The organism is Chimaeribacter arupi (assembly GCF_002858805.1).
GTDB lineage: Bacteria > Pseudomonadota > Gammaproteobacteria > Enterobacterales > Enterobacteriaceae > Chimaeribacter > Chimaeribacter arupi.
Window position 1 is genome coordinate 44,047 of record NZ_PJZI01000006.1, and the last position, 13,911, is coordinate 57,957.

At 54.7% G+C, this 13,911-nt stretch carries 16 protein-coding genes; 6 read left to right on the forward strand and 10 right to left on the reverse strand.

Annotation, left to right across the window (positions count from 1 at the left end; all coding sequences use genetic code 11):
* Positions 1–7 precede the first annotated feature (7 nt).
* The 3 genes from CYR52_RS05285 to CYR52_RS05295 form a co-directional block, all read right to left on the reverse strand.
* Positions 8–1,312 (reverse strand): SLC13 family permease, encoded by a 1,305-nt coding sequence (locus CYR52_RS05285; RefSeq protein ID WP_101828112.1) that lies wholly within the window; start codon positions 1,310–1,312, stop codon positions 8–10.
* Positions 1,313–1,350: 38 nt separating this feature from the next.
* Complete coding sequence (locus CYR52_RS05290; protein WP_101828113.1) at positions 1,351–1,983, reverse strand: glutamate racemase; 633 nt, start codon at positions 1,981–1,983, stop codon at positions 1,351–1,353.
* Positions 1,984–2,071: 88 nt separating this feature from the next.
* Positions 2,072–2,503 (reverse strand): multidrug/biocide efflux PACE transporter, encoded by a 432-nt coding sequence (locus CYR52_RS05295; RefSeq protein ID WP_072929475.1) that lies wholly within the window; start codon positions 2,501–2,503, stop codon positions 2,072–2,074.
* Between the two features lie 90 nt (positions 2,504–2,593).
* Here CYR52_RS05295 and CYR52_RS05300 point away from each other — a divergent pair, with 90 nt between their 5' ends.
* Positions 2,594–3,481, forward strand: a complete 888-nt coding sequence (locus CYR52_RS05300; protein ID WP_072929473.1) for a LysR family transcriptional regulator — start codon at positions 2,594–2,596, stop codon at positions 3,479–3,481.
* A gap of 248 nt (positions 3,482–3,729) precedes the next feature.
* Here CYR52_RS05300 and CYR52_RS05305 read toward each other — a convergent pair whose 3' ends face one another.
* Positions 3,730–4,119, reverse strand: a complete 390-nt coding sequence (locus tag CYR52_RS05305) for a RidA family protein (protein WP_101828114.1) — start codon at positions 4,117–4,119, stop codon at positions 3,730–3,732.
* 140 nt (positions 4,120–4,259) lie between these two features.
* Between CYR52_RS05305 and CYR52_RS05310 the strand changes: the two genes are divergently transcribed.
* Complete coding sequence (locus CYR52_RS05310; protein ID WP_072929469.1) at positions 4,260–4,862, forward strand: TetR/AcrR family transcriptional regulator; 603 nt, start codon at positions 4,260–4,262, stop codon at positions 4,860–4,862.
* 104 nt (positions 4,863–4,966) lie between these two features.
* Here CYR52_RS05310 and CYR52_RS05315 read toward each other — a convergent pair whose 3' ends face one another.
* Together CYR52_RS05315 and CYR52_RS05320 are read right to left on the reverse strand one after the other, a co-directional pair.
* A complete protein-coding gene (locus tag CYR52_RS05315) occupies positions 4,967–5,491 on the reverse strand; it encodes a 5' nucleotidase, NT5C type (protein WP_072929467.1) in 525 nt (174 codons plus the stop codon).
* 81 nt (positions 5,492–5,572) lie between these two features.
* Positions 5,573–5,899 (reverse strand): winged helix-turn-helix transcriptional regulator, encoded by a 327-nt coding sequence (locus tag CYR52_RS05320; protein WP_101828115.1) that lies wholly within the window; start codon positions 5,897–5,899, stop codon positions 5,573–5,575.
* Positions 5,900–5,992: 93 nt separating this feature from the next.
* Between CYR52_RS05320 and CYR52_RS05325 the strand changes: the two genes are divergently transcribed.
* Positions 5,993–6,742 carry an SDR family NAD(P)-dependent oxidoreductase gene (locus tag CYR52_RS05325; RefSeq protein ID WP_101828116.1) on the forward strand — a complete coding sequence of 250 codons (750 nt, stop codon included), beginning with the start codon at positions 5,993–5,995 and terminating at the stop codon, positions 6,740–6,742.
* Positions 6,743–6,962: 220 nt separating this feature from the next.
* Here CYR52_RS05325 and CYR52_RS05330 read toward each other — a convergent pair whose 3' ends face one another.
* Together CYR52_RS05330 and CYR52_RS05340 are read right to left on the reverse strand one after the other, a co-directional pair.
* Positions 6,963–7,883 (reverse strand): nuclear transport factor 2 family protein, encoded by a 921-nt coding sequence (locus CYR52_RS05330; protein WP_165699066.1) that lies wholly within the window; start codon positions 7,881–7,883, stop codon positions 6,963–6,965.
* 695 nt (positions 7,884–8,578) lie between these two features.
* Complete coding sequence (locus CYR52_RS05340; protein WP_101828118.1) at positions 8,579–9,052, reverse strand: hypothetical protein; 474 nt, start codon at positions 9,050–9,052, stop codon at positions 8,579–8,581.
* Positions 9,053–9,627: 575 nt separating this feature from the next.
* Here CYR52_RS05340 and CYR52_RS05345 point away from each other — a divergent pair.
* A complete protein-coding gene (locus CYR52_RS05345; protein WP_101828119.1) occupies positions 9,628–10,479 on the forward strand; it encodes a LysR family transcriptional regulator in 852 nt (283 codons plus the stop codon).
* Positions 10,480–10,633: 154 nt separating this feature from the next.
* Positions 10,634–11,374 carry an SDR family oxidoreductase gene (locus CYR52_RS05350; RefSeq protein ID WP_101828120.1) on the forward strand — a complete coding sequence of 247 codons (741 nt, stop codon included), beginning with the start codon at positions 10,634–10,636 and terminating at the stop codon, positions 11,372–11,374.
* 163 nt (positions 11,375–11,537) lie between these two features.
* Here CYR52_RS05350 and CYR52_RS05355 read toward each other — a convergent pair whose 3' ends face one another.
* A complete protein-coding gene (locus CYR52_RS05355; RefSeq protein ID WP_072929431.1) occupies positions 11,538–12,422 on the reverse strand; it encodes an alpha/beta fold hydrolase in 885 nt (294 codons plus the stop codon).
* Between the two features lie 236 nt (positions 12,423–12,658).
* Between CYR52_RS05355 and CYR52_RS05360 the strand changes: the two genes are divergently transcribed.
* On the forward strand, positions 12,659–13,417 hold the full coding sequence (locus tag CYR52_RS05360; RefSeq protein ID WP_101828121.1) for a carbon-nitrogen hydrolase family protein: 759 nt from the start codon (positions 12,659–12,661) through the stop codon (positions 13,415–13,417).
* Positions 13,418–13,586: 169 nt separating this feature from the next.
* Here CYR52_RS05360 and CYR52_RS05365 read toward each other — a convergent pair whose 3' ends face one another.
* On the reverse strand, positions 13,587–13,901 hold the full coding sequence (locus tag CYR52_RS05365; RefSeq protein ID WP_072929427.1) for an ArsR/SmtB family transcription factor: 315 nt from the start codon (positions 13,899–13,901) through the stop codon (positions 13,587–13,589).
* Positions 13,902–13,911: the final 10 nt, after the last annotated feature.

A 13,911-nucleotide genomic window follows, 5' to 3' on the forward strand; every position in this document is an offset into this window, starting at 1 on the left:
CGCGGCGCTAGAGTTTCCCTAATACGCGGAACCAGGCGTAATCCAGCGGCAGCAACACCAGAAAAGTGACCACCGCCAGCGCGAGGCACAGCAGCATACCGGCGCGCACCGGCACCTTGCCCAGCGCCATTGCCACCACGATCGGCGAGGCCTGATAGGGCAGCAGCGGCGTGGAGTAGCCCAATACCTGGATCATGATCACCGACAGCAGCGGGAAGCCGGTGGCATCCGCGAACTGTTGCGCCAGTGTGGTGTAAAGCGCCGGCACGCCGTTGGCGGTCATGATGAAGTTCAGGGCAGAGGTGATGCCGGTCAGCGCCACAAAACTGGTGAACGGGCGCGCCGGGTCCAGCGGCAGGGCGTGCAGCAGCGCCTGCCCGACGGCAGTGCCGATGCCGGTATGTGTCACGGTCACCGCCAGCCCCAGGATCCCCGCCACATAAATGCAGGTTCGCAGGTTCACGCCGGAGGCGAACTCCTCGCCGGTTATAAACCCCACCCGCGGCAGCAGCGTCACACAGGCGGCAGCCAGCCCCGTCCAGGCCGGGCCGATGCCGTGCCAGCCCTCGGTGACCCACATCCCCAGCACCGCCGCCAGCAGCCAGGCCAGCCGCTTCTCTGCCCCACTCATCGGCGCAGGCGCGGCGGTATGGCGCGGGGGATGCGGCTGCCCCGGAAAGAGGCGGTGAATAAGCAGGATCAGCACCAGCCCCTTCAGGATGCCGAGCACCGGCGTGTGCAGCAGCAGGTAAGAGAGGTAACCAAAATGCAGGCCGAATGCCCCCTCTGCCGCGCCGCTCATCACCAGATTAGGGACGTTGGCGGGCAGAATGGTGGCGGAAAGCTGGAAGGTGCCGAACCCCACCGCCAGCGCCAGCCCATACCAGGCGCGGGTGCCCTCCTGAATACCGGCGCGTGCACCCATCGCGGCCACCACCGGCATCAGCAGCGCGATGCGCCCCATATTGGACGGCATCACAAAGGCCAGCGCATAGCTCAGCAACACCACCGTCGCCACCATCCGCAGCCAGGAACCCGTCAGCCCCGCTGACAGTGCGCCCGCCACCCGGTCGGCCAGCCCGGTTTTACGGATCGCCACGCCCAGCACAAAGCCGCTGAACACCAGCCAGAACGCCGAAGAGGCAAAGCCGCCGAAAATGACCTCCGGCGGCGCGATGTGTGCCGCCATCGCCACAGTAAAAAACAGCAGCGCGGTGAGGAATTCCGGCAGCAGCGAGGTCGCCCACAGCAGCAGGGTGACGCCCACCACCGCCGAGGGGAGAAACAGAGGGTGTGATAACCAGAGTGACATTTCCGTCCCTTGTCTTTTTTCCGTGGGGTAAGCGGGGGTCAGCAGCCGAAACAGTGTTGCAGGGCCAGGTGGGGGCTGGTCAGGGGGCGGCGCGGCGGCGGGAAATTGCGCACTGCCGGGGTCATTGACACTTGCGCCAACGCCACATGCTCCGCGCCTTGCCGGTAAGCCTGTTGCGCCGCCTCCGCAATCTGGGACAGATAGCGCGCGTGGTGGCCCGCTTTGAACGCTTCCCAGGCACCGGCGATCAAGTTCACCTCCGGCTGCTGTTCCGGCGCGAGGCCGGGCGGGCAGAACAGGGCGGTGGTGGACGCCAGCGTTGAAGGGGCGGCGCACAGCACCACGGATTTTCCCGGCAGGGCGTGCAGGGCATCTGCCAGCAGTTTATCGGTTCTGAGCACCGGGCAGGGGCCGGCGGGGATATCCTCCACCACCGGCCCCAGGGTGGAGCAGGTTATCAGGATGGCATCGAAAAAGGGTGTCAGGTTTTGCAGGAAGCCGGCCAGCCTGGCCCGTTGTTCTGCCGTCAGGCCGCCGCTTTTTTCCGCCTCCTCCAGCCAGTGCGGCACCACAATATGGCTGAGGCGGGTAGCGGGAATGGCAAGCGAATTCGCCGCCTCATCAAACACAGCGATATTGCCGGCAGCGGTATGTAAACAGGCGACGGTCATGGGCTCTCCCTAAAATACGGCATGTTTTATCGGTTAACGACACTATCTATTAGCAGAAAACATCACCGCCCGCCGGTTTGTTTTACCGTTATGTCCGGCAGGTCTCTTTGGCGATCCACTTGCCGCGCAGGGCGTCCCACACCCAGTTCCACGCCAGGGTATAGGGCAGGAAGAACAGGAAAAAGGCGACTTCAATCAGGAAAGCCTGCCATAACGAAATCGACAGCATATACGCCGCAATCGGCAGGCCGATCAGGATAAACCCGCCCTCGAACCCCATCGCGTGGCAGGCGCGCAGCAGTAACCGGCGTTTGTTGGCCGGTGGGAAGAAACGGTCAAACAGCGTGTTGTAAATCATATTCCACAGCATCGCGACCGTGGAGAGCGCAATCGCCAGCGCCCCCATATCAAACAGGGGTTTATCCATCACCCAGGCGGCCAGCGGCGACACCGTAAGAATCGCCGTCACCTCAAATCCCACCGCGTGTAAAATCCGCTCTTTCAGTGAACGTGACTGCATAGCCTCTCCTTACACTCATCAGGGGGGCTATATTCATCGTTTTTTATGCAAGAATAAAATGAGTTCCCATCGAAAAAAGCGATAGATGATATGCGGTATTCACCGGAAGCGTTAAGCGCATTTGTACAAGCTGCTGAAAGCGGCTCATTTTCCGCAGCGGCGCGGGCGTTGGGGAAAAGCCAGTCCACCATCAGCACCGCGATTGCCAATCTGGAGATCGATCTTGGCGTGCTGCTGTTTGACCGCTCAGGCCGGAAACCGCAGCTCACCGAGTCGGGGCAGCGCGTGCTGGCGCAGGCGCAGGAGATCCTTCAGGCGGCGCAGCGGCTGGATGAGCTGGCGCTGCGGCTCGGCGGCCAGGTGGAGCCGAGGCTGAGCATGGCGATCTCGGATTTCTGGCAGGCCGATCACCATGAGCTGCTGCTGCGCCGTTTTTCCGAACGTTACCCGGACATCGAGTTTGAATGCATGATTGCCGAAGATGAAGATGTGCTGGCGCTGCTGCAACAGGGCAGGGCACACCTCGGGGTGATCCGCAGCCAGGCGCAGCTTCCCGGTGATATCGCGACGGCCAGGTTGCAGATAAAGCCGGAAATCGCTGTCTGGCTGCATCAGTCGCACCCGCTGGCACACCAGCCGCAGGTGGAGATGGAACAGCTGAAAACGGTACGCCAGTTGCGCCTGAACACCTGGCTGCATAACTGCCGCCAGGAGACCACCGGGCGCGTCTGGTCTGCGCCCTCCTACCTGTTATTGCTGGAGATGGCTGAACAGGGGTTTGGCTGGGCGGTTTTACCGCGCTGGCTGGTGGAGCAGTTTGGCCATAACGTCTTAAAGGCATTGCCGATGCCCGGCTGGCCGCAACAGATCACGGTGGATGCCGTCTGGAGCCGCGTGACCCCGCCCGGCCCGGCAGGCCAGTGGATGCGTGATCAGCTCTGCGCGCAGCGCGCAGAAGAGGCCGGGCAGGGCAACTGAGGCGGGTGCTTCAATCACTCAGGCGATTGCCATGCCGTCACGCGGATGCCGCCGCCGTGGCAGCGAGGCAGTTAAGGGCGGTGGCCTGTGCCTTACTGCCTGTTATCTCAAGGGGGAAAAGGTTTTTTGCGGAGGTGGTATGCGAACGGCCGGGTTGTGCCGGGCGCGGATGTTGCTGACCTGGCTGCACATAAACATACAGATATCGGTTCTCCTGATATCTGTATGCGATGTTTTTATTCATAATGTTAAGGGATCCGGGCGATGACCTTTATCTCAAAATCAAAGCCCGCCAGCCAGTTAATACCCACGGCTGTCCAGTTCGGATACGGCGGCGTGGGGAAAACGGTTTGTTTCACCTGCATAACGGTGGGGAATTGATTCTCCGGATCGGTATGAAAGGTTGTCACATCGATAAGATCGTCAAACGTACACCCTGCAGCGGCAAGCGTGGCCTTGAGATTATCAAAGGCACGCTCTACCTGCGTTGCAAAGACGGGCTCAGGTGTACCGTCCTCCCGGCTACCCACCTGTCCGGAAACAAACAGTAAATCGCCTGAGCGGATCGCGGCAGAATAACCATGCTTCTCATAGAGAGCATGGCGATTTGCAGGGAAAACGGGTTGCGGCTGGTTCATAACGTCTCCTTTTTGCGGTTGTGCGACAGCGGATGCGCGGCATAAACAAATGAATTAATATACGCGGCGTATGTAAACTTAATCACACATACGCGGCGTATGTCAAACTACTTACGCTGCGTCTGCTGCAAGGAGACCGCATGGCTGCCAAACGCCGCGCCGAAACGATGGAAGAAACCCGCACCAAGTTGATTGCGGCCGCACGAAAAGCCTTTGCCGAAAAAGGGTTTGCAGCCGCATCAATGGATGATTTGACCGCCAGTGTCGGGCTGACCCGTGGGGCCCTGTACCATAATTTTGGGGATAAAAAAGGGTTGCTTGCTGCGGTGGTTACGCAGATAGATTCTGAAATGGCGCAAAGCGCTAAACGTGCAGCGGCACATTCCGGTGATGACCAGCAAAAGCTGCTGGCTGAAGGGATAGCCTATATCAAGATGGCCCTGGATGAAGAAGTCCGGCGCATCGTGCTGCTTGATGGCCCGGCTTTTCTGGGGGACCCGACAAAATGGCCGAGCCAGAATAACTGCCTCGACGCCACTCGCGAAAGCATTTCAGATCTGATTGAACGCGGCTTAATCAAACCGGTAGATGTCGATGCCACCGCCTGGCTGTTAAATGGTGCTGCACTGAATGCCGCCCAGTGGGTGGCCGCCAGCGCAGATCCGCAGCAGGCATTACCTAAAGCGATTCAGGTTTTTACCCTGTTGGTGAATGGCCTGCTGGAGGGTGCCACACGGCCATAACATCCCATGCGCACCCTGAATGGTCGTTAATAAGCATACCGAGGGTTGATGAAATTAAGCCGGACATGTCATGGGCTTACGTGTCATTGGCCCTGTTTCTCCCGTTATGAGCAAAACAGATGCTCAACCTCCAGCCAGCTGCCTACCCGCCGAAAACCGCTGACCTGCCGGTTATGAGGGGCAGAAAATAAGATCCCTTCCCCTCTGAAATGCTCAAAATGGCGCGCATTATCATCAATCAGATAATCTGCGTTCAGGATGCTTTTATTACCACAGAAGACGATATTCATCGGGCTGATAAAGGAGAAATGTTTGGCCAGCCACTGGAATTTGGCATTAAACGACAGCGGAAATTCCATCGCCGCGGTGGTGATAAACACCTCATAGGTTTCGGTCAGTTTTTTGATGACCTCCTGGCTGTGCGGTATGACATCCAGATCGGCAAAAAAGCCCGCTTCGCCGATCATCTCTTCAACCTGCTCTCTGAGTTCCGGATGGAGTTGCTGGATGGTTAACCCCTCCAGGTCAGCCAGGCTGATTTGCAGAGCAAACCGGCTATTAAAGCTCGGGATTATCTTGCTGTTAAAGTCAGCAATCACCTCATCCATATCAATCGCAATTCTCTTCATTGGATATCCTCTGTTTTCAGACCCGCAACGAGAAAAATAGGGTGGCAGACATCACGCATTGGATGCTTATCAGGCATTCCTTTACTGCTGTTCTCCCGCCTGGACGCGGAAGCGGTTAGCGTTTCCCCATTCGCAAAGAGGTTGTAACGCCTGCGCCAGTGTACGTCCAAACTCAGTAATGCTGTATTCAACCCTGGGCGGCACCTCCTGGAAATCGTGTCTTATCAGAATGCCATCTTCAGTGAGCGCTTTAAGTTGCTGAATCAACACTTTTTCACTGATGCCTGCCGTCAGGCGCTTGAGTTCGCCAAAGCGGCGCGGACTAAACTGTAAATGGAACAACAGCAGAGGTTTCCATTTCCCGCCAATATAATGCAACGCCACATCAAGGCCGCAGACCGGCTCCATAACTTTTCCTTCATACTTACCTTTTGGTAGGTACTATTATATATGAAAGTATAGCGTTACTCTCTTCTTCTACTTCGCAACCGGGATAAAAACATGGGCAAGCTGGAAGGAAAAGTCGTGGTCATCACTGGCGCTAACAGCGGTATTGGACTGGCATCGGCAAAGCGTTTTGCCGCGGAGGGCGCGCAACTCTTTATGACGGGGCGCCGTGCAGGCGAACTTGAAAAAGCGGTTTTTGAAGTAGGTCATAATGCGGTCGGGATACCCAGTGATATCTCGAAAATGCAGGATGTGGAGGCGTTGTTTCAGGAAGTCCAGCGGCAGGCCGGGCATATTGACGTACTCTTCGCCAACGCCGGCGGCGGAGAGTTCGCCCCTTTGGCAGATATTACCGAAGCGCATTACTACCGAATCTTTGACACTAATGTTAAAGGCACGCTTTTTACCGTACAGAAAGCGCTACCTCTACTGAAAGAGGGGGCTTCTGTCATACTGACCGGTTCCACCAGCGCCACGACCGGTGTGCCGGCATTTAGCGTCTACAGCGCCAGCAAAGCTGCCGTGCGTAATTTTGCCCGGGCGTGGATCCTGGAACTGGCGCCGAGAAAGATTCGGGTCAATATCCTGGTGCCGGGCGCAACCTCAACACCGGGCTGGCATGGCCTTTCGCCTGACGAGACATTAAACAGTGAAATGCTCCGCGCGGTTGAATCCACAACGCCTCTGGGCCGGCTGGCTGAACCCGCGGAGGTGGCTGCCGCGGCACTGTTCCTGGCATCGGATGACAGCAGTTTCGTTAATGGAAGCGAAGTGTTTGTTGACGGCGGCTCAGCGCAAATCTAGCGATTACCTGCACTCCCTCGGCTTTTCAGAGGCCCGGTTTCGCCGGGCTTCTGTCTCTGAAGAAGAGCCGGCCCTCTCTGATAACCCGCTTCTGACACCGCTTCCTGGCGTAATGTCCTCTCCCTGCTCAACGCGGACAGGGCCACGCGCCCGGCAGCCTGGTGCCGGAAGCGGACGTGGTTGAATTCACTGTCCGGATACGGGCCTCAAGACATTAATATTATCCGTTCACCTCAGTGGTTCTGACGTTCTTCTCACCCCAGTAGGCTTTTGTCTCCACAATCTCTCCCGCCTCATTGAATTTCATTACGTCGATAACGTCGATAATGACGTTTTGCCCTCCCAGTTCTGTATGAATGGAGAACGCCATCGCAGCAGATTTCCCCTGCGTTGCCCGTACAGGTGCATTGAGCTCTACCCTGGAAGCCATCCCGTTTTTTACAAAAGACGCCAGGTTTTCTAACCCTGTAATCGGTGCTGTGCCTACCGGATCCTCACCACTGAAATCCTGCGCAAACAAACCCAGAAAGGCATCGACATCTTTATTATTGATATGATCGAGATAGGAATGCAGCACACCTCGCATATGAGCTTCCGTAGGTGGTCGTAATGTATTGACATCAGGCATATATTTCGGAAGAAACGTCTCTTTTTCACCCTTAATAATTTGTATGTCATCCACACCCCAGTGAGCGTTTAGCGCCACAATTTTACCGTCTGCATTAAAGCGCATTACGTCTACCACCTGGATAAGCACTTCGTGGTCGCCAAAATCCATGTTAATTGTGAAAGCCATGGCCGCTGACCCACCGGGAGATGTGCGAATCGGAGCAGATAATTCCGCTTTTCGCATTGCAGACAGCCCCTCCCTGACGAAGGTTTCAATATGACGTTTCCCGGAGACAGGATTTGCGCCCACCGGATCAATAATCACTGCGTCTTCCGCGTACATATCCAGGATTTTCTGAGGGTTCTTCTGGTTTAAGGCGTCAATATATTGAGTCAGAACCTCGTGCATATAGGCTTCAGTTGGAGAACAGGGGACCGACTCGCCTTTCATATATGCCTGAAGCACAACCTGCAAATCGGGTTGTGAATGCCCGCTATCTTTATTCATCACGCTATCCTCGCTAATTTTCATAGAGCCACCTTCCCGCTTTCGGTAGAACATGTCGGCACCATCAGCAATGAAAGATCACTATGTGGCCTCGTACTGTGCCACTGTCTCCTCAATACCGTTTATATCGTCATTACGAACAGTTGCTCACATTATGCACGGTTAACATGCCCCACCTATTTACCGGCGGTAGCCGTAAATGAGCCGTTTCAGAATATACCTTTATCAAAAAGAGGAATAAATCGGCAAAAATAAGAAGATACTTCCCATATTTGGAAGGTTAAAGGGGGTTAAGCGCTGCCAGGCTGAAGCGGAAATGTCCGCTCCTCGCTCATAACGACCATAGGTTTATGCGGCGGTCTGTTTTGTGTCAGAAGCGGACGTTGGCTGAATTGAAAAAAATCGTGATGTGTTTTCATTAACGCAGATCGCCAAGGCCTTGGGTGCATCGGTGGCCGCAGAGGCGATGGACGCAGTGCAAACGATCGGTGCGGATGCCGTCCTTGGCTATAAGCAGCCGGTTCCAAAGACGCTGGACAGGCAGTACGCACGGCAGCCTGACAGTCGCGGATTGCGGCAGGCTCGTTAAGTCGGGCGGCGTCATTCTCGACATCACCCGTCGCCATCAACGCTGTTCCGCATATCCTTTCCCCCGGCCGAAAATTTGTGATGGCAAAGCAGCACATCGCGACGTTACATCCCTTGCAGACTGCGTGCGTTTAAATACGATGTGGGCGCGTGGCGAAGAAGACCACCGCGGCGCCGAGAGCGACGATGAGCGTATCTTCAATCAGGCCGCTCTTGGTCTGCCCCATCGCTGCCATGGCCTTTTTGCGTGCCGCAAGCGTTGCATAGGCAAGTGGCACAGCGGCAGAGACAGCGATCGCTGCCCCGGTTTTTTCTTCTCCGCGGGGTGCCAATGCGGCGCCCGCAATCCCTGCACTGGCCACGCGTGCTGACAAGCCCAAAAATACGGTGCGGTCCGGCGCTGACTTCATCTTGTCGCCAAAGAGTTCACCTACGCCCATCGCTAACGCGCCGTATTTGAATAGCGGACGGTCCAGCAGCAGGAGACTGCCCGAGGTGTCGCGCCCGGCAGCGCGTGCTGTAGCCAGGGCCGCCATCGGCGTCATGGAACGGCAGCTGGCGACAAAGCCAATCAGGGCGGAATAAACAAAATCGGTTATTTTCATTAGTTATCTCCCGGATAAACAGAGGTTTTTCCTTTTAGCGCTGAGTCGCATCCTGCAATGCCACAAGGATTTTTGCAGCCGGTGCGCGCCAGGCCATTCACTGTGCGTGGCCTCGTCGGCAAATGACTATTGCAATAGTCAGTATAGATGAACGGTTTGAGACGGCTGAAATGCCGGAAGTGGGAGGCGGAGGAACGCGGAGCGCACGTCATTGCCGGGCCAAACCTCAGTGATAATCATCTGGCCGTCAGGACGAGCGGCTACAGGCTTACTCCCTTCATCGGCATGACTGTTCACCAGGAAGAGCTGATGCCGGACGGCCGCCCTCCGCTCATAACGGGCATCGGCTTATGTGGCGGCCCGTTTTGTGCCGGAAGCGGACGTTCATTAAGCCTGAGTGTGCCGTTCATCGCGTTTACTGCGGGCTGGTTTTTATCGTGATTATGTGTGAAAGACTCTTTGAAAAGGGATGATTTCACGGTAACAGAATGATGCGCCGCGTTGTTTGTAAGGCACAGCGCATCGGGTGTAAGGTGAAAAACAGGTAGCTTAACTACGCTGATTTTTGAGGCACTATGTTTGACTGGGAAGACTTACGCTATTTTTCAACTTTTGCGCAGACAGGTTCACTGGCGTCAGCGGCAAGGAAACTGGGTGTTGATCATGCCACGGTTGCCCGGCGAATAGCGTCGCTTGAAGCCTCTGTTAACCTCAGGTTGGTAGACCGGAGGCCGCGCTCCTATACCCTGACGGAAGATGGTCGCCAGGTGGCCCGCTACGGTGATCAGATGAGTGACTCTGCATACTCATTAGAGCGGTTTTCCGGGGCAGAGCAGGGTGTAGTGGAAGGTGATGTGGTTATCGCTGCACCTCACGTGTTCATGGGCAACCTTATTGCTCCGCACATTGGCAGCTTTTACAAACAGTATCCGCGTATTCGTTTAAGCCTGACGGGAACCAAAGAACGCCTTTCTCTTGCCCGTCGTGAAGCGGACATAACCCTCGGTCTGGTTCGTCCCGTCGAGTCAGCAGTCATAACCAGACGACTCGGCCAGGTGAGTTTTACGCTTTACGGCAGTGCCGGGTATCTTGCATCAGGGCAGGAATTAAGTGTTATCGCTTACGATGATTCAGTAGCAGACACCCCACAGCAGGCGTGGCTGAAAAAGCATTGTGCAGGACGCCCCGTTGTATTTTTCAGCAATGATTTGCGTATACAGGCTATAACGGCAGCCGGTCATGCGGGTATAGCTCTGTTGCCCGATTATCTGGCAAAAGAATATCATCTTGTGCCTGTTCAACCAGACGGTCCCGTTCTTACTCAAGACATTTGGATGAGTGTACATAAGGATGTGCGCCATGCCCGCCACATCACCCCCGTAATGGGTTTTTTAAACAGTTGCATTGAACCTGCTTATGGCTTGTGAATTTTTGCATAACTGAAGTGTAGTAATGCGGAATATTACACAATCTGGTCTCTGACTATAATCGCCCCGCCTGAATAACGAATGGTCAGAACGTTTCCGGTTACGCCTGGCCCGTTATCGTTTTTGTTCCCTGTCCCCCTAAAGGAAACCTTTTATGATCAGTAATATCAGTGGAAAAGTCGTTGTCATCACAGGCGCCAGCAGCGGTATTGGCGAAGCCACAGCCCGCCGGTTAAGCGCAGCCGGGGCCTGTGTCGTGCTGGGCGCACGTCGGCTGGACAAGCTTAATGCCCTGGCTGAAGAAATCACTGCGGCAGGAGGAAAGGTTGAAGTAGCGAAGACGGATGTGGCAAATCTTCAGGATGTTGAGGCATTGGTAAATAAAGCGGTTGAGGTATTTGGCCGGGTCGATGTGCTCATTAATAATGCCGGTATCATGCCAAACTCCCGTCTTGATGAGCTGCAAGTTGATGACTGGAACCGGGCGATTGATATCAACCTGAAAGGCACGCTTTATGGTATTGCTGCGGCACTTCCTTTTATGAAAGCGCAAAACAGCGGACATATTATCAACGTTTCCTCGCTCTCAGGACATCGCGTCCGTCCGACCACAGCCGTTTATTCCGCAACTAAATTTGCTGTCAGAGCCATATCTGAAGGCCTGCGCATGGAAATGACACCTTATAATATCCGCAGCACGATTATTTCTCCGGGGCCGGTCGATACCGACTTACCGTCCAGCGTGACGAATGCGGCGGTAGCAGAGCAGGTCAGGAAGATACATGAAATAGCAATTCCTGTAGAAACGCTTGCCGACACTATCGTATTTGCGATTAGCAAGCCGGAAACGGTCGACATCAATGAAATTGTTGTTCGGCCGACAGCCATGGAATAGCCCCGCAGGCACGCCGCAGTTCAAAATGCCCGGTTTGTTTTCCGGACCGGGCAGATATGAGTCAGAGCAACCAGCCCGACCATTGTCCGCTGTTCGCTCACAGCGGACATTTTGGCATTCGTCAGGCTGCTCTGTGCCAAAAACGGACATTGCCGTTTCACTATCAGTATATATCTGTGCGCTGCTGGCAGCATGGCAACAGAAAACGCTGTAATTCAGCCGTGACTTCTTTTGGATTTTCCTCGGCCATATGGTGACCGCTGGCTATCGCCTTGCCCCGGACATCACGTGCCCAGGTTTTCCAGATACCTAATACATCGCCATATATATCTTCCAGATCATCATATTTTGACCATAAACAAAGCGTTGGGCACATAATCAGGTTTCCTTTCTGACGATCCTGAAGCTCATGTTCTTTATCAATGCTAAGACCGGCACGATAGTCCTCGAGCATCCCATGGACAGTTTCCGGATCATGAATAGCTTTTCTGAACTCAAGGTACTCTTCATTTCCCATTGTTTCAGGCTGCCCGCCATACCATTTGTCAGGATCAGCGAGTATTGCCCGCTCCGGTTTTTCTGGCTGAGCAAAGAAGAACCAGTGATACCACTGCCGGGCAAACTTCTCATTACACCGGTTGAGGGCTTCAAGTATTGGAATGCAATCAAGTACGGCAAGCCGTGTGATTCGCTCTGGATAGTCAAGAGCGGCTCTGTAAGCTGTGTAACTTCCTCTGTCATGCCCAACAAGCGCAAATTGCTCAAAACCAAGCTGACTCATCAACTCAATACAATCTTTTGCTTTAGCTCTTTTAGAAGAACCCGCATGATCGCGCTGATCAGCCGGCTTTGACGATTGGCCGAACCCCCGCAAATCAGGGCATACGACGGTAAATGATTTGGCTAGCTCGGGAGCCACTTTTGACCAGGTTACATGGGTACGGGGGTGTCCATGCAATAACAGAACAGGTGGCCCATTCCCCCCATAGCGCACATTGAGCTCTGCTTCTGAAAGGCTGACCCGTGTATGTGTAAATCCTTCAAACATATGCTGCCTCCCACGCCACTAGTGTGGGGATAATTATAGGCTGCTGTGTAGTTGGGCACGTTGCTACATAAGGGGTTGGGCAGAATTCACCTTTCATTCGATCTGCCTGTTGGTCTGCTCTGTGCCGGAAGTGGGTGTTCGGATAAGCTCGTTATCGATACAACTGTTAAAAATGATGACGAATAGTGTTTATTTTTATAGGGTAACGGAGGATTCTAAAACCGGCGAGGAGTGGCATGGAAGGTATTCAGAGAAGATTACGCATCGCAGCAGGACAGTTTGCGCCGGTGCGCGGCGGTATCGATGAGAATATGCATTATCACGACATGCTGATTAAGTCCGCAGCATCCGCAGGCGTTAACCTGATCATCTTCCCTGAACTCTCTCTGACAGGTTATGAACCTGACATGGCTGAAGAGCTGGCTCTGGCTGATGAAGCCTGTCTTAGCCCACTTCAGGTATTGTCTGACAGATACGATATGACGATTATCGCAGGTGCACCGCTGCGTGTTAAAGAGGGAAAACCGGCCATTGGTGCCTGTGTGATTTCTTCCGGGCGGCCTGTTTTCTATTACCGAAAAATGCATCTTCACCCTGGGGAGTCCGACTATTTTTCAGTGGGTCATACGGAGTGCATTTTTAAGGAACAGGCATTTAATGTAGGCGTAGCGATATGCGCAGATGCAGGACAACCGGTGCATGCAGAACGCACGGTACAGCAGGGTGCTGACGTGTATCTGAACTCCGTGTTGAGCGCCGGTGGGTATGACAAAGATGCCGGGCAGCTTCAACATTACGCCAGACTTTACGCAATGCCCACGCTGATGGCCAATTACTGTGGCCCGTCAGGTGGCTGGAAACCGGCAGGTAAAAGCGCCGCGTGGGATGCCAGGGGTGAACTTATCGCGCAGGCTCCGGAGGATTGTGCTGCCCTGGTTATCATGAACATTCAGGGCGGAGAGTGTTCGGGCGACGTCATCCGTCTCAATACATAAAAGTAAGCCAGGGAAGTCCACTGTGCCTTTTAGCATTCACTTAAGAAGTGAAAAGAGACATGTCCGCTTTTCGCTCAACGCGGACGTTTATTTTCAGCGCGCACGAGTGATACGCACAAGAACGTCCTGCCAGTGGGCGGGTGGCTTACAGGGTGGCTATAAAACAGGATCACAATTCCTGCAGAGACTGGAGGATCGTCTCGTTCATTTCGCGCACTGCCTGGTCGCGCCGGCGATAGTAGGTCCATTTGCCTACTTTGCTGGCTTCAAGCAACCCGGCATCATGCAGCGCTTTGAGACACAGCGAGGTGGCGGGCTGTGACAGCCCCGCCTTGTCCTGGATAAGACTGGCACACACACCGTACTGTTCGAAAGGGTAGAGCTGAGAATAGCCAGCAAAAGCTTCATCAGGGGCTCTAAGCCATTTCAGCACCGCAACCCGCGTAGGGTTGGACAGTAATTTAATGGCGTTTTCTGGTGACATGCCATCTCCA